Annotated in this window: 20 protein-coding genes; 16 read left to right on the top strand and 4 right to left on the bottom strand. The window is 43.0% G+C overall.

All coding sequences use genetic code 11. The features are described 5' to 3' along the window. Positions 1-525: 525 nt before the first annotated feature. Positions 526-1,101: an imm11 family protein gene (locus tag R7190_RS07420; protein WP_025767876.1), complete on the top strand. Its 576-nt coding sequence runs from the start codon at positions 526-528 to the stop codon at positions 1,099-1,101. Between the two features lie 139 nt (positions 1,102-1,240). Here the strand turns inward: R7190_RS07420 and R7190_RS07415 are convergent, their stop codons facing one another. Beyond that, positions 1,241-3,601, bottom strand: coding sequence for an EAL domain-containing protein (locus R7190_RS07415; protein ID WP_025767875.1), 2,361 nt, complete (start codon positions 3,599-3,601; stop codon positions 1,241-1,243). Between the two features lie 473 nt (positions 3,602-4,074). Here R7190_RS07415 and rbsD point away from each other — a divergent pair, with 473 nt between their 5' ends. The 13 genes from rbsD (at position 4,075) to vctC (ending at position 16,687) form a co-directional block, all read left to right on the top strand. Continuing rightward, entirely contained in the window at positions 4,075-4,494 is a 420-nt protein-coding gene (gene rbsD / locus R7190_RS07410) for a D-ribose pyranase (protein WP_005382620.1), read from the top strand. A 23-nt stretch (positions 4,495-4,517) separates the two neighbouring features. Then, entirely contained in the window at positions 4,518-6,023 is a 1,506-nt protein-coding gene (gene rbsA / locus R7190_RS07405; RefSeq protein ID WP_005373147.1) for a ribose ABC transporter ATP-binding protein RbsA, read from the top strand. Continuing rightward, positions 6,020-7,003, top strand: a complete 984-nt coding sequence (gene rbsC, locus R7190_RS07400) for a ribose ABC transporter permease (RefSeq protein WP_005382618.1) — start codon at positions 6,020-6,022, stop codon at positions 7,001-7,003. Before rbsA ends, rbsC begins: the two co-directional genes overlap by 4 nt. Positions 7,004-7,090: 87 nt before the next feature. Beyond that, entirely contained in the window at positions 7,091-7,969 is an 879-nt protein-coding gene (rbsB, locus tag R7190_RS07395; protein ID WP_186585385.1) for a ribose ABC transporter substrate-binding protein RbsB, read from the top strand. 223 nt (positions 7,970-8,192) lie between these two features. Beyond that, positions 8,193-9,110 carry a ribokinase gene (rbsK, locus tag R7190_RS07390; protein WP_017820311.1) on the top strand — a complete coding sequence of 306 codons (918 nt, stop codon included), beginning with the start codon at positions 8,193-8,195 and terminating at the stop codon, positions 9,108-9,110. Between the two features lie 35 nt (positions 9,111-9,145). Further along, positions 9,146-10,168, top strand: coding sequence for a substrate-binding domain-containing protein (locus tag R7190_RS07385; protein WP_025767871.1), 1,023 nt, complete (start codon positions 9,146-9,148; stop codon positions 10,166-10,168). A 499-nt stretch (positions 10,169-10,667) separates the two neighbouring features. Beyond that, positions 10,668-11,399, top strand: a complete 732-nt coding sequence (gene pnuC / locus R7190_RS07380; RefSeq protein ID WP_213986367.1) for a nicotinamide riboside transporter PnuC — start codon at positions 10,668-10,670, stop codon at positions 11,397-11,399. A 10-nt stretch (positions 11,400-11,409) separates the two neighbouring features. Beyond that, a complete protein-coding gene (locus R7190_RS07375; protein WP_017635382.1) occupies positions 11,410-12,141 on the top strand; it encodes a nucleoside phosphorylase in 732 nt (243 codons plus the stop codon). A gap of 134 nt (positions 12,142-12,275) precedes the next feature. Further along, positions 12,276-12,956 (top strand): Crp/Fnr family transcriptional regulator, encoded by a 681-nt coding sequence (locus R7190_RS07370; protein WP_186585383.1) that lies wholly within the window; start codon positions 12,276-12,278, stop codon positions 12,954-12,956. A gap of 163 nt (positions 12,957-13,119) precedes the next feature. Further along, entirely contained in the window at positions 13,120-14,028 is a 909-nt protein-coding gene (locus R7190_RS07365; protein ID WP_318137535.1) for a siderophore ABC transporter substrate-binding protein, read from the top strand. 22 nt (positions 14,029-14,050) lie between these two features. Then, positions 14,051-14,986 (top strand): iron chelate uptake ABC transporter permease subunit VctD, encoded by a 936-nt coding sequence (vctD, locus tag R7190_RS07360; protein WP_017820306.1) that lies wholly within the window; start codon positions 14,051-14,053, stop codon positions 14,984-14,986. Then, positions 14,979-15,929 (top strand): iron chelate uptake ABC transporter permease subunit VctG, encoded by a 951-nt coding sequence (vctG, locus tag R7190_RS07355; RefSeq protein WP_005376631.1) that lies wholly within the window; start codon positions 14,979-14,981, stop codon positions 15,927-15,929. Before vctD ends, vctG begins: the two co-directional genes overlap by 8 nt. Before the next feature lie 2 nt (positions 15,930-15,931). Next, positions 15,932-16,687: an iron chelate ABC transporter ATP-binding protein VctC gene (gene vctC, locus R7190_RS07350; protein ID WP_025767868.1), complete on the top strand. Its 756-nt coding sequence runs from the start codon at positions 15,932-15,934 to the stop codon at positions 16,685-16,687. 42 nt (positions 16,688-16,729) lie between these two features. Here vctC and cueR read toward each other — a convergent pair whose 3' ends face one another. Both cueR and R7190_RS07340 read right to left on the bottom strand, forming a co-directional pair. Further along, the gene (gene cueR, locus R7190_RS07345) at positions 16,730-17,116 is read right to left on the bottom strand and encodes a Cu(I)-responsive transcriptional regulator (RefSeq protein WP_005376627.1); all 387 of its coding nucleotides are present in this window, start codon (positions 17,114-17,116) and stop codon (positions 16,730-16,732) included. 87 nt (positions 17,117-17,203) lie between these two features. After that, positions 17,204-18,172, bottom strand: a complete 969-nt coding sequence (locus tag R7190_RS07340; RefSeq protein ID WP_053349178.1) for a helix-turn-helix domain-containing protein — start codon at positions 18,170-18,172, stop codon at positions 17,204-17,206. Between the two features lie 116 nt (positions 18,173-18,288). Between R7190_RS07340 and R7190_RS07335 the strand changes: the two genes are divergently transcribed. Further along, positions 18,289-20,295, top strand: coding sequence for a TonB-dependent siderophore receptor (locus tag R7190_RS07335; RefSeq protein WP_065275235.1), 2,007 nt, complete (start codon positions 18,289-18,291; stop codon positions 20,293-20,295). 41 nt (positions 20,296-20,336) lie between these two features. After that, the gene (locus R7190_RS07330) at positions 20,337-20,618 is read left to right on the top strand and encodes a DUF2218 domain-containing protein (protein ID WP_005376622.1); all 282 of its coding nucleotides are present in this window, start codon (positions 20,337-20,339) and stop codon (positions 20,616-20,618) included. Positions 20,619-20,706: 88 nt separating this feature from the next. On the opposite strand, the gene R7190_RS07325 is transcribed toward R7190_RS07330, so the two are convergent. Further along, positions 20,707-20,958 (bottom strand): YgjV family protein, encoded by a 252-nt coding sequence (locus R7190_RS07325; protein WP_005376619.1) that lies wholly within the window; start codon positions 20,956-20,958, stop codon positions 20,707-20,709. Between the last annotated feature and the right edge of the window lie 535 nt (positions 20,959-21,493).

The following is a 21,493-nucleotide window of genomic DNA, read 5'->3' as shown; positions in this document are numbered from 1 at the left end:
TTATTTTTCGTACTTTAGAAACTCTTTTTATTTCAATGTGTTTTCTTTTTCTACGCTTTATCCAATACCTCAAAAGTTTGTGATTTAACTCGTAACAAATCGTAACGCCGAATCGTTATGTGTATAAGTGCATTTATAATGTATGAATAAACAACAGGGTGGTAAGAAAAGGCAGTAAAACAGCGGTGAATCGGTTGTTTTTAATTCACGATTGACAAAGCCAAGTCTAAGTCGTACAAAAATTGAACTTGTGAATGTATCGTTTAAGTGAGAGTGATGAGCTCGAAAAAAGTGAAGTGATGCGTGCTATTGTTTATTCTCTAATTTATTCGATTACATAAGGAAGGGTACATAGTAAAAATTTAAAAAATAATTCTATCGTGTGGATTAAAATATATAAATAATAAAACTTAGAAATTAAAAGATAAGAACGCCAGATCTGAATTCATTAAATTTTTGAACATGAAAGTAAACTCTATTTATTATGTTTGGTTTGAAAGCGCTCAAATTGATTTAAGGACGGTTATGACAGCATTTAATAAAGTGTTTATTGTCACTCCCAATGTTAATGATTTTGCAATGTTGCGAGAGTCGCCATTGGAAATGTCTCTTCAAGTAACGGCAAGCAAACCTATCCAACTCTATGGAGAGTCTGTTAAAGCCAGTTGGAAAAGTATTGATATTGAATGGTTAGACGTTAAGGGTGAAAAGCCATTACCCAGGCCTGATATTGCAGCATGGGGATCTTTTACTCTTGCTGTATCCGCTTCTATTGCGGATAAGCTCGATGTGTTGAGCGAGAATGTCGAATTTTTACCATTAAATCTACAAGGAAAGCCTTGGCGAGCATTAAACATTGTCACTCAAATTGATGCCATTGATACCTCTGCTACCGAGTATAATCTTCGTCATGGTAAGCTAAGTCGTGCTAGACCGTTTAAGAAACTCGTTTTGAATAGGGAAGCCGTTAATGAATCTGACTTGTTCAGAGTAAAAGGTGCTGGGCTCAGAACGTTTTGCACGGACAAAAAAGGTGGCTTGTACGATAGCGTCAAAGCGCTGAATTTGACCGGTTTGGATTTCAAGGAAGTGCTGGTTTAAAAACGAATAAATAGTGATTTACTCGACTAAAGTCATAGATATAGGTATGGGGGAACAAAAGCTGAGCATCTATCAATGAAGCTCATATATAACTAAATACAGCCGCCACAGTTGTGACAGCTGTACGTCTCCCCTTAACTTATGTTCTTGAAACCCTAATTGAGCTGGCCATGGACGCATCAAATCGACTGTCGTCATTTGCCGATTGCCACCACAAGCTCAATTGTTCTTTAGTCATTGGTTTGCCAAATAAATAGCCTTGCATATAGTCGCAGCGGTATGCCGATAGCCATTCATGCATCATATTGTGTTCAATACCTTCTGCTGTAACCGTTTTATTCTGGGCATGGCATAGCTCAATAATAGGTTTGATCACATGGCCGTTGTTGGTCTTCATCAATGTAACGAGGAACTCTCGATCAAATTTGATTTTTTGAACCGGATACTGAACGAGCTGAGTTAACGATGTGTAACCAGAACCAAAGTCATCAATTGCAAGACGGTAGCCACGTTTTGATAGCTCATCAAGTAGAGCCGTGCCTTGTTGTTCTGCGGCAAAGGTTTCGGTTATTTCTATCTCAATACATTCTGGTTTAACACTGTGCAGTGTCGCTTGTTCATGGATGTAGTTTGCCATTTCTATCGAGTTTAGCTCTGCTGATGAAAGATTGACCGAAAGAACAATATTCTTACCGAAAATATTCCTTAATTGATGGTATTCCGCCGTTGCATTGGCGAAAACCCAGCGGTCAATTTTATCAAATAATCCGGCTTGCTCAGCAATTGGAATAAACTCCTTTGGAGGGATAGGGCCGATACCTTCGGCTTCCCAGCGCAACAAGACTTCTAACCCCTCAATTTCGTTGCTTCGATTGTTCATATAGGGTTGAAAAACAAGGTGAAATTCTTCCTCTACATTGCTTTTTCGGAGCGCACGTTCAAGTTGACTTCGTCTTTGAGACTCAATATTGAGAGCGGCTGAATAATAGGCGTATTGATTTTTCCCTGCCCGTTTTGCTTGATACATAGCCGCATCGGCACTGGAGAGTAACTTCGCGATGTCAGTACCGTCTTGAGGATATTGTGCAATACCTACGCTTGCCGTAACGGGAAATGAATTACTCCAAGATGAACTGAGATTACTAATCGGTTTTAGTAACTCTGATGCAAGCAAATCAGGCAAGCGTTTTACCTCTTGATTTGAGCTCAGCAAAATTGCAAATTCGTCACCAGATAACCTGGCGGCAAAGCAGGGGCTGTTGTAATCGTGCGAGAACTTTTGACAGGCATTCTTGATGTGTGATGAGAACACTTTTAATAAGTTATCTCCCAATTCATGCCCGTATTTATCATTCACGTATTTAAAGTTATCAAGATCGACGTAAACAACCCACAGAAACTGCGAAGGGGAGAGAAGTTCACGAGTGGCAAGCTCATGAAAACGATGGCGATTGGCGAGTTGCGTCAGGTGATCCGTTTCAGCTAGGCGTTTTGTCTTTTTATAGATGACATTAAGTTCCTCATACATATCAAAAAAGCGTGCAGAGAGGCGTCCTATTTCATCGTTTGTTTCTAGCTTTTCAATATTGTCACGTTGATTAGATTCAAGTTCGTTCAGCTGCTTATCAAGGCGAGAAACAGGGCGCAACACATAGCGGTACAACACCAAAATGATTAATGTGATGGTGAAAAACGCCGCTACGCCAAAGGAGAAAGCAAGTTCTAGCCACACTTTATCGACTTTATTCCACATTAAATATTCGGCAGGAGAAAGCACGGCATAAAAGTGCGGCAGCAGCTCAATGGTTTGAGCGAGAGGAATATCAAGATAAATGGGTTTGTCGGCGAAAGTAATCACGCTGTGTGTGTCAAACTCGATGTCATGCTTAATCTCGTTAAAGGCTTCAAGTGATACGGAAACTACCACAAAAAACACATTTTTCGAGTCAAAGCTCAAAGGGTGAGTCCCCGTTCTTTTGTCGACGACCTCATATTGAAGAAGAATGCTTTGTCCACTGGAGTTATAAATAAAGCCAGTGTGACTGAAAGCCTCTCTTTCATTGAAACTTCGTGATATGTACTCTAACACCTTTGGGTCGACCACGCCCGATGATTCGTAATATTTGTTTTCTGTGTAGTAGAGAAGGTTTTGTTTGCCGTCGAGGATCGCCATGCTCGCATCGCCTTTGTAACCATGGCTCAATACTTCAGCGGTCTCGTCTAATCGGTTAAACAAGACTCGTTCACGATAGGGGTTGTTATGATTTACCAAATAGTCTTGTAATACATCACTTTTACTGAGCGTATAGGCATAACTATTAAGAAAAATATTCGCTTGTCGAAACTGCCCGGCGAGCTTTTCCATTTGCAACTGAATATAGCTGTCTTCCCGCTTGATGAGCGTCACTTTTTGAATGCTATAAATAATATAGCTAGATACTAACGCGCTTAATAAGATCACTGGCGCGACAAGCAAAATGACTCTATTGCTTAACTTCATTATGGTTCTTAGTTTCCGTTTGTGTCCCTACAAACGTCGCGTACCAGGTAAGGTACTGAACGGATGATGTGTTTTGGCAAATTGTAACCAGATTGTAAGGTGAGCGTTCTCCAAAATCAGGCAGCTATCTAAGAATTGTGATGACGTGAAAGGTTTCGAGCTTATTAACTAGAGGTTTTCTCAGTAGTTGGACGTCTCTTTTCCTTCCTCCCTGTATAAAACCTAACCGTAATGACAGGTAAATACCATCATCGAAACGTTTCGATGGTAAAGTGTGACTCAAGTGCACTTTTCCTATTCAATGACAATTGAATTACAGATCATTCTCACACCTTATCGATCTCACACTGGTCAAATTGCGATGACGAATTATTATTTCATCGAAACGTTTCGATGAGTTTTCTGTTAATAACGAAAACACTTTAAGACAGGCGCTCATGGTTGTATGAACGTGTAACCGAAAGGTCGATGAGATGAAAAAAAGTACCCTAATTAACTCAGATATTTCTTACTTGGTGGCGACGCTAGGCCACACCGACGAGATCACGATATGTGATGCTGGTCTACCAATCCCAGAGCATGTTCAGCGAATCGATTTGGCGCTAACGCATGGGGTACCAAGTTTTCTTGATACTGTTCGCGTAATTCTATCTGAGTCCCAAATCGAAGGGGTCATCATTGCGGAAGAGTTCTCTGATGCAAGCCCAGTTTTGCATGAAGCGTTGCTCAACGAACTGAGCAAAGAGAGTGAAGAAACGGGCAAATCTATTGAAGTGAGCTACGTGTCACATGAAGCGTTTAAAGCACGCACGGCGCAAAGTCGCGCTATCGTAAGAACCGGCGAATGCTCGCCATATGCGAACGTTATTTTCCAAGCGGGCGTGGTTTTTTAAGCCAGAGATATTGAGGACAGATTATGACTCAAGCCATTCTACAACTAAGCGAAATTGAGAAGGCGTTTCCGGGCGTAAAAGCACTCGACAAAGCAAGCCTGAATGTTTATCCAGGCCGTGTTATGGCGCTGATGGGTGAAAATGGAGCAGGCAAGTCAACGTTAATGAAGGTGTTGACAGGCATTTACCACATGGATGCGGGGAGCATTCAATATCAAGGTCAGCCGGCGGCCTTTAAAGGTCCACGCGATTCACAGGAAGCTGGTATTAGCATTATTCACCAAGAGCTGAACCTGATTCCTGAACTGACGATTGCCGAAAATATTTACTTGGGACGAGAGTTCACTGGCTCCTTAGGGCGTATCCAGTGGGGCAAAATGTATGACGAAGCTGACAAGCTTTTAAAACGTCTGAATGTAAAGCACTCATCAAAAACATTGCTTGGCGATTTAAGCCTTGGTGAACAACAAATGGTGGAAATTGCAAAGGCACTTTCGTTTGAGTCGAAAGTCATCATTATGGATGAGCCAACGGACGCATTGACCGATACCGAAACGGAATCACTGTTTAAAGTGATTAATGAGCTCCGCGAGCAAGGATGCGGCATCGTATACATTTCGCATCGTCTTAAAGAAATCTTTGAAATCTGTGATGATATTACAGTGCTTCGTGATGGTAAGTTTATCGGTGAGTGCAAGGTGTCCGACACTGATGAAGATGGCCTAATTGAAATGATGGTTGGCCGAAAATTAGAAGAGCAATATCCACGTATTGATGTCCAACATGGCGAAACCTGTCTTGAAGTCATTGGTTTGACTGGGTCTGGCGTTCAGGATGTGAGCTTTACTCTCAAGCGCGGTGAGATTCTCGGAATTTCTGGCTTGATGGGCGCAGGCCGCACTGAACTCATGAAAGTCATTTACGGCGCATTACCTAGTGAGCATGGTGTTATCAATCTTGACAACAAAACTATTAACCCGGTTAGCCCGCAAGATGGCTTAGCAAATGGTATCGCTTACATCTCTGAAGATCGCAAAGGCGATGGTTTGGTTTTAGGTCTTTCAGTTAAGGAGAACATGTCACTTTGTTCGCTAAACCAGCTGACCAAAGGCTTCCAGATTCAACACAGCGACGAAGTGATTGCAGTGGAAGATTTTATTAAGTTATTCAACATTAAAACCCCAACGCGAGATCAAATCATCGGCAACTTATCTGGTGGTAACCAGCAAAAAGTTGCGATTGCGAAAGGGTTAATGACGAAACCTAAAGTTCTGATTCTGGATGAGCCAACACGTGGTGTTGATGTCGGAGCAAAAAAAGAGATTTATCAGCTCATCAACAAGTTTAAGGCCGAAGGCATGAGCATCATCTTGGTTTCTTCCGAGATGCCTGAAGTGCTCGGCATGAGCGACCGTATTTTAGTGATGCATGAAGGTCGTATCACTGGCGAATTTGATGCGAAAGACGCCGATCAAGAAAAATTACTCGCCTGTGCCGTAGGCAAAGAGATCAATGAGGAAGCAGCATGAGTACGAATACCATGAGCAAACCAACCGAAACTGGCAACAAGAAGTTGTTCACAAAAGAGTGGCTGATTGAGCAAAAATCACTGATAGCTTTGATCTTTCTGATCGTTGTTGTGTCATTTTTGAACCCGAACTTTTTTACGGTCGACAACATTCTCAACATTCTTCGTCAAACCTCCGTGAATGCCATTATCGCAGTGGGTATGACATTAGTTATTTTAACAGCAGGCATCGACTTAAGTGTTGGTTCGGTATTGGCATTGTGTGGTGCCTTTGCGGCAAGCATGATTGCGCTTGAGGTTCCGGTGCTGGTGGCGGTTCCAACTGCTTTAGTCGCAGGTGCAGCGTTAGGTGCGATCAGCGGTATCATTATTGCGAAGGGTAAGGTGCAGGCATTTATCGCTACGCTGGTTACCATGACGTTACTACGCGGTGTGACCATGGTGTACACCGAAGGTCGTCCAATCTCGACAGGCTTTACTGACACCGCAGATGCGTTCGCATGGTTTGGTACTGGCTACGCGCTAGGCATTCCAGTTCCTGTTTGGTTAATGGTGGTTGTGTTCGCTGCGGCTTGGTATTTACTTAACCACACGCGCTTTGGTCGCTATGTTTACGCACTAGGCGGCAATGAGTCTGCGACTCGCCTATCAGGTATCAATGTAGACCGAGTGAAGATTGGTGTCTACGCCATCTGCGGTATGTTAGCAGCGCTTGCAGGCATTATTGTAACGTCTCGTCTTTCTTCGGCGCAGCCAACAGCGGGTATGGGCTACGAGCTAGACGCTATCGCAGCGGTTGTTCTTGGCGGTACCAGCTTGATGGGCGGTAAAGGCCGTATCATGGGTACCTTGATTGGTGCGCTGATCATCGGTTTCTTGAACAATGCACTTAACCTACTTGATGTTTCTTCCTACTACCAAATGATTGCAAAAGCAGTGGTTATCTTGCTTGCGGTATTGGTAGACAACAAAAACAAGTAATTCATAACAATCTGTATATATAAAACAGTGAATACAAACCGAGTCAGGGGACGTGTACTGGCTCACCCTACACAAAGGACTAGAACGATGAAAAAACTTGCAACTCTTATCTCTGCTGCACTTCTTTCTTCAACCGTATCGGTAGCGGCGCAAGCTCAAGATACCATGGCGATTGTGGTTTCGACGCTAAACAACCCGTTCTTCGTAACGATGAAAGACGGTGCGGAAGCAAAAGCGAAAGAATTGGGGTACGACTTAATTGTACTGGACTCGCAAAATGACCCGAGTAAAGAACTGTCGAACATCGAGGATTTAAGTATTCGCGGCGTAAAAGCAATTCTTATCAACCCAACGGATTCTGATGCAGTGTCTAATGCAATTCGTATGGCGAACCGTTCTAAGATCCCTGTGTTGACATTAGACCGTGGTGCAAGCCGTGGTGAAGTTGTGAGTCACATCGCGTCGGACAACGTAATTGGTGGTGAAATGGCAGGCCACTACATCATGGAAAAAGTAGGCGAAAAAGCAAAAGTCATTCAACTTGAAGGTATTGCGGGCACATCGGCAGCGCGTGAGCGCGGTGAAGGCTTTATGAATGCCGTGAAGGGCAGCGATATGGATCTTCTTGCTAGCCAACCAGCTGACTTTGACCGCACAAAAGGTCTAAACGTAATGGAAAACCTGCTAGCGGCTAACCCGGATGTACAAGCGGTATTTGCACAGAATGATGAAATGGCGCTAGGTGCACTTCGCGCAGTTCAAGCTTCTGGCAAAGATGTCGTTATCGTTGGTTTTGATGGTACGGAAGACGGCATTGCAGCAGTTAACCGTGGCAAACTAGCGGCAACTATTGCTCAGCAACCAGACCTTATCGGTGCTTTAGGTGTTGAAACGGCTGACAAAGTTTTGAAAGGTGAAGAAGTAGAAAAGTACATCCCAGTACCACTAAAAGTAGTCACTAAGTAAGTTTCAAGTTCCAATAAATCATCCTAATTTTTGCTCTCTCCTCCGTTTATATCTGTCGTTTAGGAGGTGAGGGCAAACTTACCCAAAATACTGCAAAGTGTGGGGTATAGATGCCTTTGGCTTTTTATCGAGACTCCTTCATCAGGAAGAGAAGTTAAAGTCATCTAATGTATTTTCCTAAACAGTTTTTAAAAAGGGTTCATTCAGAACCGAGGATAACCGTATGAATAAGTTAGTGGTGTTAGGTAGTGTAAACGCTGACCATGTTCTTCAAGTGCCTTCTTTCCCTCGCCCAGGCGAGACGCTGCATGGTCGCAACTATCAAGTTATCCCAGGTGGCAAAGGTGCCAACCAAGCCGTCGCGGCGGCGCGATTAAATGCAGACATCGGTTTTATCGCTTGTGTGGGCGACGACTCATTCGGCATTAACATTCGCGAAAACTTCAAAATGGACGGCATCGATATCACTGGTGTGAAGATGCAGCCAAATTGCCCGACAGGTATCGCGATGATTCAAGTGTCGGACAGTGGTGAGAACAGCATTTGCATTTCAGCTGAAGCGAACGCCAAACTGACAGCAGAAGCGATTGAGCCAGATTTAGAGCGTATTCGCCAAGCAGATTACTTGCTAATGCAATTGGAAACGCCGATGTGCGGCATTGAGAAAGCTGCGCGTGTAGCGAAAGATGCCAAAACCAACGTAATTTTGAATCCTGCGCCAGCTCGTGAATTGTCAGATGAATTACTGTCTTACATTGACGTGATTACGCCAAATGAAACGGAAGCTGAAGTTCTGACAGGTATTACTGTAACAGACAACGAAAGCGCGCAAGAAGCGGCGAATGTGCTACATGGTAAAGGTATAGAAATTGTCATGATCACACTCGGTGCAAAAGGCGTTTGGCTAAGCCAAAACGGTCGAGGCGAAATCATCTCGGGTTTCCGCGTTGAAGCGACGGATACTACCGCTGCGGGCGATACATTTAATGGGGCATTCGTCACTGGTCTCCTAGAAGGTTTACCTTTAGAATCAGCGATTAAGTTTGCACATGCGGCGGCTGCAATTTCTGTGACCCGCTTTGGCGCGCAAACGTCGATTCCAACCCGCGAAGAGGTGGACGCGTTTCTCGCTGAACAATAAGGCGCACAACGCCTCATTAAAATAGGAGTAGTAACATGGCGACGATGAAAGACATCGCAAAACTGGCAGGGGTTTCCACTTCAACAGTGAGCCATGTTATTAACAAGACGCGTTTTGTGAGCGAAGAGATCTCTGAACGCGTTAACAATGCCGCAAAAGAGCTTAACTACTACGCGCCCTCTGCGTTGGCGCGTAGCCTCAAAGTCAATCGTACCAAAACCATTGGTATGCTCGTGACAACCTCAACCAACCCATTCTTTGGCGAAGTCGTAAAAGGCGTCGAACGCAGCTGCTACCAAAAAGGCTACAGCCTCATTTTATGTAACACCGAGGGTGATAACGAACGTATGCGTCAATCCATTAATACGCTATTGCAAAAGCGTGTCGATGGTTTGATCTTGATGTGCTCGTCGCTAGAAGGAGAGCGTATCGATGTATTTGAGCGTTACCCAGATATCCCAGTTGTGGTAATGGACTGGGGGCCGATGCTATTTACAAGCGATAAAATCCAAGACAACTCACTTCGTGGCGGTTACTTAGCGGCGAAATACTTAATTGATTGCGGCCATACCGAAATTGGGTGCATCACAGGCCCTTTGATTAAACACCAAGCGCAAATGCGATACGAAGGTTATAAGCGAGCAATGAACGAAGCTGGCTTGGAATTTAATGCCAATTGGATCATTGAGTCTGACTTCGAATGTGAGGGTGGGTATCAAGCGTTCAAAAAAATGGCTCAGCGTGGCGCATTACCTAGCTCGATTTTCGTCTCTAACGATATGATGGCGATGGGGGTGATTAACGCCGCAAATGAGCTCGATATTAAAGTGCCGGACGACCTGTCCATTATTGGTTACGATGACATCCATATCGCGAAATTTATGTCGCCATCGCTAACTACCATTCATCAGCCTAAGTACCGTTTGGGGCAGGCTGCCGTTGAGACTCTTGTCCGAAAGTTGGATGAAAAGTCAACAGAGGCACAGGTCGTACAATTAGAACCGACTCTAGTGGAACGAAAAAGCGTCAAGAGGTTAAAGTCAAACGTCACTGAATGACGTGTGATGTTGAGCTAAAAAATTAAAAAAGTCGTTTCTCTTTATACGATAAAGCCTTACTATCGTCGTTGATTATAAATAAAACTATTAATTGTTGTCTGGCGGATTAGTCAAATGTTATCAAAAGGTTACGCTAAGTTATCTGTAAAACACCCTTGGTTTCACCGAGTTAATGTTATTACAGTTGTATTGATTTTTTTTGTGAGCTGCTATCAGCTACTGGTTAATGAAGCATTTGAGTACGCAATTGGCTTTATTATTACACTTTTGGCGTCAGCTTTATTTGCATCAGCTTCTGCATTCAAAAAACGCTATCTAGGCTTGGATTCATAGGCACGTCTATTTCCAACATCGTTCAATAGCATCATTTATTGCTTTCAAGTAAACATTGAACTGAATTATGATCGAGTGCATCAAGAGGAGGACAAATGTCCTCCTTTTTGTTGGGGATCACACTCTAATATAAGCGTACTCCAAACAAAATAATAAAGGACATGTTATGGACCTCTTTGCCTTACTCGATATTAATAATACTCTCGTTAACATTCCGATCGGCGACGGCTACGCAATGAGTTGGGTCGAAGCTTTCGGTACCGTTTTTGGACTGCTTTGCATTTGGTTTGCCAGCCAAGAAAAAACCATCAACTACTTATTCGGTTTGCTGAATGTCACGCTTTTTGCCGTTATCTTTTTTCAAATTCAGTTATACGGATTATTGCTTCTTCAATTGTTTTTCTTCTGTGCGAACATTTACGGCTGGTATGCGTGGACCCGTCCAAACGCACAAGGTGAAACGCTGGAAGTTCGCTGGTTAAATAAACAGAAACTTATTACTACTGCCTCTATTAGCGTTGCATGTATCGCATTATTAACGATCTATATCGACCCATTTTTCTTTGCGCTAGCAAACATTGCTGTTGATAGCTTGAATCTCTTTGGTGCTGGCTTGGCTGAACCGGTGCTTGAACCTGACGCGTTTCCGTTCTGGGATGCGACCATGACAGTACTTTCTGTTGTTGCACAAATTCTGATGACACGTAAATACGTCGAAAACTGGATTCTATGGGTCGTGATTAATATTATCAGTGTGGGTATCTACGCGACGCAAGGTGTTTACGCAATGTCTGTTCAGTACGCGATTCTTATGTTCATCGCTGCCAATGGCACGCGTGAGTGGGCTCGTAGCGCTAAGCGCAATGGCGATAAAACCTTAGCGCACGCTGCTGCGTAAGGAACGAAAAATGGCCAAACAACCTCATATCGGAGTGGATGAAACACAAATCGCTCCCCTCGTTATTGTATGCGGCGAGCCAGATCGAGCGAATCGTATCGCGGCATTATTTGATGATGCAGAAATGGTGTCGGAAAACCGCGAGTACCGTGTGTTTACCGGCAACTACAAAGGCAAGCCTGTTTCAGTGTGTAGTACAGGTATAGGTGCGCCATCGATGATCATCGCAGTGGAAGAGCTAAAACAGTGCGGTGTGACTCATGTGGTACGCGTTGGATCGGCGGGGGCAATGCAATCAGGCATTCATCTTGGCGAGTTGATCATTGCCGAAGGCGCGGTAAGAGATGAGGGCGGCTCTAAAGCGTATGTCGATTCGTCTTATCCAGCCTACGCAAGCTTTTCACTGTTAAAGGAAGTTGAGCGTTACTTGTCGATGCAAAAAGTGCATTATCATTTTGGTGTGGTGCGTTCTCACGACAGTTTCTATACCGATGACGAGGATGCAATATGCCAACATTGGAACAAGAAAGGCATCTTAGGTGCAGATATGGAAACCTCTGCGCTGTTTACGGTCGGTCGACTACGAGGCCTTCATGTGGCTTCGATATTAAACAACGTGGTGCTGTATCAACAAGATGTGAAAGAAGGTGTTGGTCAGTACGTTGATGAGGCCAAAGTAATGATGCAAGGTGAGAAGAGTGCCGCGATTACGGCATTAGAAGCCTTGGTTGCTCAGCGTTAGCCAGTCTCTATCTCAGTAAGTCACATAAACAGAATAGATGTAAAGCGACAGGTCACTGTCGCTTTTTTATTTGGAGTTACGGGGTACAATCCACCTTAAATAGTTGTCCGTAACTTTTTCTGAGAGAGCAGAAAATGAAAATCAGCCCTTATCCGACTGGTCGCTTCAAAACATACCTTGAAGAAAAGAGTGCCACCTTTCGCGATTTGATTTATCAATGCCAAATAAATTCGCGTTACTTTGATGCTGGGGAAGCAATTCTCCGCCAAGGTGAGCAACTTCAGTACTTGTATGTTGTGCCAGTAGGTCGAGTCTCGATGAACATATTGGCCGCAAATGGACGACGTTTTCAATTAGGGGAAGCTAACTGCGACTATCATATTTATGGTGAAATGGAGTTCTTCACTCAGACTCCTTGTCAATGGAATGTGATAGCAGATGAACATATGCAGGTTGATGTTATCTGTATCCAAAAACTAACCGAAGCACTGCAAAATCATCCCCAAATGATGGTGTTCTTCGCTTCAGCATTGGCTGAGGATTATCAAGACTCCATGGATATCTACACTAATCGTTTGTTGCATCCCATTACTTACAACATTGCCTATGATCTTCTCGTCCGTAATCAGACGGATAAGTTGCTTGGTGGTTTTGATAAAGTGAACCAAGAGGCTGAGCGGTTTGGCACCTCAGGCCGAGTCTATCGACGTGCAGTTAAGGACTTGATTGAAAAGGGATTGATTACCAAAACAGACAACGGTTTGGAGATTATTGATGAGCTGGCACTCAAAGCGTTTATTGATGCGCATGAATGATACGCCCAGGTATTGAAATTGATGAGTTTTATAAGTCTTTGATATATCTAAGTCTTGAGTAAACGTAACTAATGTAAAGTACCTTAAATTTTGTTGAATGCATTAAAGAGTAGCGTTATATTGCGAACGCGTATGATAATAGATCTCATTAAGGCTTAACAAAATGAAAAAATTCGTCGGTGCGGCTATGCTGTCGTTATTTACTGTTTCTCCTTCTTTTGCTGCTAAAGTTGTGATTGACCACTACATGGGTCAAACAGAGCTAGAACAATCCCCAGAGCGTGTGGTTGTGATTGGCTTTGGCCCGCTAGATGCGCTGGACAACTTTGGTATCGATCCTGTTGCAGTATCTAACTCTTCTAATCTTCCTAGTTACCTTTCAAAATACAGCAAAGATAACTACACCTCTGCGGGTAGTTTGTTTGAACCTGATTTTGAAACCATCTACATGCAAAAACCGGATTTGATTTTGGTTGGTCCGCGAGCGTCTGCGAAATATGAAGAGCTGAGTGAAATTGCCCCTACAGTTGTTTTTGCGGCGAAAGAGAACCAAGGCTATTGGGAAGGCACGCAAGCGCAATGGCGCAATATTGGTAAGATCTTCAATATCGAAGAAAAAGTAGAGCAGAAAATTGAAGCGCTAGATGCTCAATTTAAAGCAATCCGTGACTACAACCAATCGAACAAAAATGATGCATTAACGATTTTGAGCATGGGTGACAACATCAGCGCGTTTGGTGCCCAGTCGCGATTTGGCGTCATTTATAACGACTTTGGCTTCTTGGAAACGGTTGAGCACGTGAAAACGAGCACTCACGGAGATGTCATTTCTTATGAGTTTATTCGTGAAGCTAACCCGAAAAATATTCTCGTGGTTGACCGAAATTCTCTGACAGGTACGCCGGATAACGATATTCGTAAATCCATGGATAACGACTTAGTCAAAGCGACTGCGGCATATAAAAATCATAAAATCACTTATTTAGATGTGGACGCGTGGTACTTGTCGATGTCTGGTGTGACAGCAACAGAAAAAATGGTCAGTGAGATAAAGCAAACCGTTGAACTGTAATCCAAGATAGCAGAGGTTAACTTTGAAGAAGTTATTGCTAACCCTTGTGGTTTTAAGCACGGTTTCGTTATTTGTTGGGGTGGCAAACATGACGCCCCAACAACTCTTTTCAGGTGATGAGAAAGCATTAGAACTTTTCTTTACCAGCCGTATACCACGTTTATTTGCCATATTGCTTGCTGGTGCTGGCTTGAGTATTGCGGGTCTTGTCATGCAGCAAATCAGCCAGAACCGATTTGCGGCACCTTCTACAACTGGTACGATCGAATGTGCCATGCTGGGCTATGTACTGAGCGTGGTTTTCTTTGGTAATGATAATCACCTTTGGCTCGTGTTCGGCATCTCGGTATTTGGGACGCTGGCGTTTGTTTTCTTTATTCAGCGCATTCAATTTAAGAGCGTGGTTTTTGTGCCACTTGTCGGGATTATTTTCGGCAATGTCATCCAATCCATGACTACGTTTATCGCTTACAAATATGATGCACTTCAAAGTCTGAATGCTTGGACAGTCGCAAACTTCGCCAACATCTTGCGTGGTGATTTTGAACTGCTGTACATCGCGGTACCAATGGTTATCCTCAGCTATCTTTTTGCCGCAAGGATCTCTGCCGTAGGTATCGGAAAAGATTTCGCGATTAACTTGGGTTTGAATTATCAGCAGGTTGTGACGATTGGCGTGCTATTGGTGTCCATCATGTCAGCAAGTGTCGTGATGATTGTTGGCCAGTTGCCATTCTTAGGGCTGATTGTACCGAATCTCGTGAGTCACTTTTATGGCGATAACCTCAAAAAGAACATTCCGCTTACGGCCATGTATGGGGCCATTTTAGTGTTGTGTTGCGATTTGGTGAGTCGTTTAATTATTTTCCCTCATGAAATGCCAATCTCTATCGTGATTAGCATATTGGGTGGCGTGGTATTCATCGCAATGTTGTTGCGAGGTAAGCAACATGCGTGATTCAACGAAAATCCTGCTGCTAGGTGGCATTGCGATTCTTTTCGCGTGTCTGTTTATTGGTATTGGGCTAACGGCTGACAACTACCAATATTTTTTGTCTCGTAGAGTTCCTAAAGTATTGGCGATAGTGCTAGCGGGTGTGGCCATTGCTCAGTCTTCACTTGTATTTCAAACCATTACGCACAACCGAATTTTAACGCCAAGTATCATGGGTTTTGATGCGCTGTATGTGTTAACCCAAATTTTGATCGTGTTGATTTTTGGTGGGTTGAGTACCTTAGTTCTTAACTTGTACGTCAATTTCGCGATTGCAGTAATTGTAATGGTGTCGTTTTCGCTACTGCTGTTTGGGTTTTACTTTTCAAAAGGCAGCAAGAACTTGATTACGTTGCTATTGGTCGGCTTGATCTTTGGTCAGCTATTTTCCAATGCGGCGTCATTCTTTTCTTTGCTGATGGACCCAAACACATATGCAATTGTTCAGTCGAAACTGTACGCCAGTTTCAATAATGTCAAAGTGAACTTGGTTTACTTTAGTGCTCCGGCTTTGATGTTTGCATGTTGGTTGTTGTTTAGGATGCATCGCACTTTAGATGTGTTTTGGCTCGACCAAGACAATGCGAAAAGTTTGGGTGTTGATGTACCTAAAGTGACGAGAAATGTGTTTATTATCTCGGCGGTTTTGATTGCTATTTCTACGGCTTTGGTAGGGCCAATCATGTTCTTTGGTTTACTAGTGACCAACTTAAGCCGAGAAATGTTCCGAAGTTACCAACATAAAACGCTATTGGTCGGATGTTCGTTTCTATCCATCAGTTCATTACTTGCTGGGCAATGGATAATCGAAAACGTGTTCAGTTTTGAGACGACGTTGAGTGTCGTAATTAACTTTATCGGCGGTGCGTATTTCTTATACCTGCTGCTGAAAAACAAAGTTGTATAAATATGATAGTAATAGACAAATTAACGAAGGCTTTCGGTTCAAACAAAGTCGTAGACGAGGCCAATACTCAGTTTGAAAAGGGCAAGGTAACATCGATTATCGGTCCAAATGGCGCGGGAAAGAGCACGCTGTTATCTATGGCCTCGCGCTTAACGGAGCGAGATGGCGGTAGTGTTATCATTGATTGCAAGGAAATCGCGGAATGGGACACAAAAGAGCTAGCGAAAAAACTGGCAGTACTTCGCCAAGCTAACTCGATTACAATGCGGTTTACCGTAAAAGAGTTAGTCTCTTTTGGTCGTTTCCCATACTCTAAAGGAAATCTGACTAAAGAAGATCATGAGGTCATAGAACAAGCGATCGACTACTTAGATTTGCAAGATATTCAAGACAAATACTTGGATGAATTAAGTGGTGGTCAGCGACAGCTTGCATTTATTGCTATGGTGATTGCACAAGATACAGATTATGTCTTTCTTGATGAACCTCTTAATAACTTAGATATCAAACACTCTCTTCAGATCATGAAAGTTGTGCAGCAGTTAGCCCATGACATGAATAAAGCCATGGTGGTCGTGATTCATGATATTAATTTCGCGGCGTGTTACTCAGATGTCATATTGGCGCTTAAGAAAGGTAAAGTTGTGGCGAGTGGTGCGGTTGAAGATGTTATTCAAGCGTCTACGCTAGAGGACATCTATGAAACGCCATTTAACATCATAGAGTTAAACGGTAAGCGCATGTGTACTTATCATTAAGCGAGCTAGTTCGTTTTTAACGAGATCAATAGATAGGCGGGCTTACTTGGTGAGCTCGTCTATGATTGGGCATCGGCTCTCTGCATCTCCAGGACAAGAAGAAACCCAACCTTCAAGTTGCGTTTTGATCTCCATGAGGTGTGCAATTTTTTCTTCAACCTCTCTCAGTTTGTCCATGGTTCTTGCTTTTACTTCGCTACTTTTGCGATTGGGGTTATGAGCAAGTTGTACGAACTCTTTGCATTCTTGCAACGAAAAGCCTGCGCTTTTTGCGCGTGATACCAAGTTAAGCTCTTGAATATGATTATCTGAATATTCGCGATAGCCAGAGTCGCTACGCGCTGGTGGAGATATGATCCCTTTGTCTTCATATAATCGAATCGACTTAGATGAAAGCCCAGTGAGCTTCGCGACGGCACCAATATTCATGTTTAACCTCCATAACGTTTAAGGCGAGTATATACCGATGTTGTGGATAAGACACTCCTAAATAACAGTCAGTTACCTAGAGTCCCCTTACTCTTTAATCACTTCATGTGGTGGCACACCAAATGCCTTTTTAAAGGCATAAGTGAAGTTAGAAGGGTGGTGGTATCCGGCTTCATAGGCGGCTTCTGTTATCGTCACTAGGCCACGTTCCAAATGTTGCCTAGCAATCTCAAGACGTCGAAAACGAATGTAGCCGTTTATGGTCATATTAAGTGATTGTTTAAATCGACGCTGCAGGTTTGAAACACTCATTGAGAATTGGCTCGCCAACTTTTCCAAGCGTAGTTCTTGATCAAGGTGAGTTTCAATATAGCTGACAATATCCTCAATTCGACCATCAATGTGTCGTTCAATACTGCTGTTTTTAGCACTGAAATTCTTAGGAATTTGCTTGGTGGCTTGATGTAATATTTGATAGATCAAGCTTTCGACCTCTAGCTTTTCTTGGAACTCTTGCGGTGTTTCTCTATTTGTTAACGTTTCGGCCAACTCGCATAGCGTCTGGTTAGGCTCCAACTGTTGAAACGCCTGATGAGAGTTAAAAAAGGCTCGATGACTACAATTTTGCTCAAGGCGGGCCTCTAGCCATTGGGGCTTAACCAATATGTTGATCTTATTAATGAGGTTATCTTTGAGCAGTGAACGACGAAAATTTGCAGGTTTGAGTAAGTTCACCACTACACCCTTAGGGCCGTCGCTCGCGTCTAAATCAAATTGCAAATCGTCGTAGCCAAACGAGAGTCTACCTTCTAAAAGAATAGTGACCAGCAGTGAGGCGTGTGCAGTAGAAACAATATTCGAATCAATAAGTTCTAGACAACGCCCGCCATGAACAAAAATTTGATCATTATACTGATATGATAGGAACTTACCTTCGGCCAGTTGAGTTTGACAAGGTTGGCCTTGCGTGACAATCCATTGTTTCTCTGTCGCCTTTAGTCTTTGGGTTAAAGCTATCTTGGCAATTTTAGTTCGTTTTGTTGTGACTTCCTGCATTTGACACTTCCTCATAACACTTGTGCGATTTCGCATAACCAAATCGCCTTTGTATTTATAAAACTCATGCTTATTATACCTGAGAATTATTATCATTAATATTTAGGAATGAAGTTATGGAAAGCCCTGCTTGTTCACCTATCAAGCTTTCAAGCCTTTGCCTTGCAGTGGGAATGGCGCTATCAACCCCTGTTTTAGCTCAAGATACTGAGTCACATTTTGAAGAGGTCGTTGTATGGGGAACGAAAGTTTCCAGCAACACTGAGTCGATGTTTGCGGACGACATGTCACTGAAGCAAGCGGATCATATGTCTGATTTACTGCGCGATATTCCCGGTGTAGATGTTGGTGGAACACACTCTGTGAATCAACGTATTACGATTCGTGGTTTGAGCGAAACCGATTTGGACATTCGTCTTGACGGTGCTTCTCAGCATGCGAGCATGTTCCATCATATTGGTAACTTGACGTTGAACCCTGACATTCTCAAATCTGCGGACATTCAGGTAGGTAATAACTCTGTGACTCAAAACGGGTTAGGCGGTTCGGTCTACTTTGAAACGAAAGACGCTCGTGACTTACTTCGTTACGATGAAAAGTTTGGTGCGCGTGTTTATGGCGGCTATGCATCCAACGACAACCAACAAGGTTCGTTGACACTGTACGGACTTTTGTCCGAAAACATTGATGCGATGGTCTATGGCCATTACGTTACGCGTGATGATTTTGAAGATGGTGATGGCAATAAAACCTATGGTGCTGCAGGTGATGTTTACAACATTCTGGCTAAGCTGGGGTATGAACTAAATGACATCCATCGTTTTGAGCTCTCTTATGACATGTACCGAGACAGTGGAGATTACAGTCCGCGTCCTGATATGTCTGGTAGTGCAAATAATAGCCTGTCGAGCAAGTTACTTATCCCTACGGATTATGACCGCGATACCGTTACCTTGAGTTACGAGTTGCGAGGCGAACAACACCAAGGAAACGTCACTCTTTATAATACCGAGACAGAAATTAAACGTGACGAAACGGTGATGGCCCCTCGTTGGCCCTCGAACCGTTTATCAAAGAACACCGCCAAAAACCAAAACTTTGGTTTGAATGGCAAATTCCAGTCAGATGTTATGTTAGGTGAGTTTGATAATCGAGTCACTTATGGCTTCGACTACATGGATAAAACGTCTTCGAGTTACTACGGTAGTCGTAAGTTTATGGACGAATCGGCGATTTCAACCGCACTGTTTGTAGAAGATCAGTTCTTCTTCTCTGATGCCTTCTTTATTACTGCAGGTATGCGCTTTGATGATTACAAACGCAAAGCTGAGACAGGAACCAGTAATTATGATGATGTAACTTGGGCTCTAGCAGCAGAATGGGCGGTGACGCAAGATTGGACGTTGTTTGCGAGTGCACGCTCTCTATTTAAAGGTCCAGAGCTAATGGAAACCTTTATTGCTTACCAAGACGTTGCATTTTTAGAGGATGGGTTAAAGCCAGAAACGGGATTGAACACGCAGGGTGGTGTTCGTTTTGATAAAACCTTTGATAAGCATTTCTTTGGGGCGAATATTACGATATTCCAAACGGAAATTGATGATTACATTGCAGACCAGTACCAAAACGCGACTCAAACTTACCTGATTTACAACTTAGGTGATGTTGAGATTAAAGGCTTTGAGGCAAGTGCTTCTTATGGTTACGACAAGTTTAACAGCAAACTTTCTTACTCTAAGTCGGACACCAAAAACAAGAATACTGGTGGTCCTGTTGCTGGGGGCAATGGGCGTAGCATTGATATGGGTGATAGCATTGCTCTAACTTTGGATTACCAGTCAGACGCTTTAGAAACGATCTTCGGGTGGAACTCAATGTTTGTTCTAGAGGAAGACAACGTCTTTGATGGTCAGCCAAAGAAAGCAAGTTATGATGTGCATAATCTATACGCTCAATGGGTGCCGTCTGATATTGATGGACTGTCGGTGACCTTTGGTATTGATAATGTATTTGACGAGTTGTACAGCTCTCATGCGTCTCGTTCGGGTACTGCACGTGGCTTCACGCTTGATGACTACGAGCCGGGTCGCAACTTCAAGCTCTCTGCAGCTTATCAATTCTAACAAGGTTCTTCATAGGACGTTTCAAAGTAACGAGTAAGTTCATGATTAAAGAAAGCACCCGAATAGATAGTGAACACGCTGACAAATACTTAGTGACGCTTTGTCGGCATTTTGGACGAAAGGTTCCTGCTACTTGGAATGAAAATAGCGGTTTGGTGACATTTCCGACGGGAAAAGCGGAGTTTAACCTTTGTGCATCTAGCCTAACTATAACCTGTGAGGCGGATTCAGAAGAGAAACTGAATACGGTTAAGGCGATCATTTCATCGCATGTGGACATGTTTTCTCGTCGAGAAACATTAGCACTTAGCTGGGTTCGTTAGCGCTCGTTTAGGGATGCTGTGATAGAAGTGGAATATTAAAAGCAAAAGCCCGCAATCTTATGATTTGCGGGCTTTTATTGTTTGAATGCTATTGCGCTTTCTCAGGCTCTAGGCTTTTTTTTTCCTGCTGCATTTTTGCTAGGAAGTAGATGTTAACGCAAGCAATAAAACCGTTAGTTAATACTACAGGCCAAGAATCAATCATTAGTCCGTAAGCGGTAAATAGCGCACAACCAATAAAGTTAAGGATACGAAGCTTAACAATATCTTTCATAGTTAGCGAAATAGCGACCATGATTGAAGCTGCATAACCTAAAATCTCAACCATATTCATGTCCATTTTTTGACCCTCTTAAAATCTGCCGAATTTTGTCGGTACCAATTCTTCTCATCTTGAGATTAATGAGGAAGCTCCATGCCTCGAATGGTCTTTTTTTGTTGTATGGACGCACTATATCAATGGAAAAACCGTGATAAAAGCCTCAAATCAAGGTTAAGAGAAGGTTAGCGATTACGCAAACGTTTAGGACTGGAATTACTGATAATTTTACTTATTGTGTTGATTGATAATAACGATGACATTAATAGCTCAAACACCATTGAAAGTAAGGGAATATTTACATATCATTGAAAATGATAATTATTTTCAAGTGCTGTGTTTATGTATTTTATTATTAGCTTGCTCGTGTTTTTTTTGCTGTATATCAGAACAAAACCGAACTCGTGGTGTGCGGGGATTCATATCGTAAGCCACTTTTTTATCGTTGCATTTTGTCCTGCAATTTATGTTGTTCAATATTTAATCGTTACGTTTTTTTCGTCACCGATATTGATTAAGCTGTCATCACGCTCCGGTGTATACAACATTCTCATTG

The sequence above is a fragment of the Vibrio sp. 1078-1 genome, from assembly GCF_033340475.1.
This window is presented reverse-complemented; position numbering and strand designations above follow the sequence as displayed.

Excerpts from the sequence above, each read along its gene's own strand:
- R7190_RS07420 (WP_025767876.1), top strand. The coding sequence starts at position 526 with ATGACAGCATTTAATAAAGTGTTTATTGTCACTCCCAATGTTAATGAT.
- R7190_RS07415 (WP_025767875.1), bottom strand. The coding sequence starts at position 3,601 with ATGAAGTTAAGCAATAGAGTCATTTTGCTTGTCGCGCCAGTGATCTTA.
- rbsD (WP_005382620.1), top strand. The coding sequence starts at position 4,075 with ATGAAAAAAAGTACCCTAATTAACTCAGATATTTCTTACTTGGTGGCG.
- rbsA (WP_005373147.1), top strand. The coding sequence starts at position 4,518 with ATGACTCAAGCCATTCTACAACTAAGCGAAATTGAGAAGGCGTTTCCG.
- rbsC (WP_005382618.1), top strand. The coding sequence starts at position 6,020 with ATGAGTACGAATACCATGAGCAAACCAACCGAAACTGGCAACAAGAAG.
- rbsB (WP_186585385.1), top strand. The coding sequence starts at position 7,091 with ATGAAAAAACTTGCAACTCTTATCTCTGCTGCACTTCTTTCTTCAACC.
- rbsK (WP_017820311.1), top strand. The coding sequence starts at position 8,193 with ATGAATAAGTTAGTGGTGTTAGGTAGTGTAAACGCTGACCATGTTCTT.
- R7190_RS07385 (WP_025767871.1), top strand. The coding sequence starts at position 9,146 with ATGGCGACGATGAAAGACATCGCAAAACTGGCAGGGGTTTCCACTTCA.
- pnuC (WP_213986367.1), top strand. The coding sequence starts at position 10,668 with ATGGACCTCTTTGCCTTACTCGATATTAATAATACTCTCGTTAACATT.
- R7190_RS07375 (WP_017635382.1), top strand. The coding sequence starts at position 11,410 with ATGGCCAAACAACCTCATATCGGAGTGGATGAAACACAAATCGCTCCC.
- R7190_RS07370 (WP_186585383.1), top strand. The coding sequence starts at position 12,276 with ATGAAAATCAGCCCTTATCCGACTGGTCGCTTCAAAACATACCTTGAA.
- R7190_RS07365 (WP_318137535.1), top strand. The coding sequence starts at position 13,120 with ATGAAAAAATTCGTCGGTGCGGCTATGCTGTCGTTATTTACTGTTTCT.
- vctG (WP_005376631.1), top strand. The coding sequence starts at position 14,979 with ATGCGTGATTCAACGAAAATCCTGCTGCTAGGTGGCATTGCGATTCTT.
- vctC (WP_025767868.1), top strand. The coding sequence starts at position 15,932 with ATGATAGTAATAGACAAATTAACGAAGGCTTTCGGTTCAAACAAAGTC.
- cueR (WP_005376627.1), bottom strand. The coding sequence starts at position 17,116 with ATGAATATTGGTGCCGTCGCGAAGCTCACTGGGCTTTCATCTAAGTCG.
- R7190_RS07340 (WP_053349178.1), bottom strand. The coding sequence starts at position 18,172 with ATGCAGGAAGTCACAACAAAACGAACTAAAATTGCCAAGATAGCTTTA.
- R7190_RS07335 (WP_065275235.1), top strand. The coding sequence starts at position 18,289 with ATGGAAAGCCCTGCTTGTTCACCTATCAAGCTTTCAAGCCTTTGCCTT.
- R7190_RS07330 (WP_005376622.1), top strand. The coding sequence starts at position 20,337 with ATGATTAAAGAAAGCACCCGAATAGATAGTGAACACGCTGACAAATAC.
- R7190_RS07325 (WP_005376619.1), bottom strand. The coding sequence starts at position 20,958 with ATGGACATGAATATGGTTGAGATTTTAGGTTATGCAGCTTCAATCATG.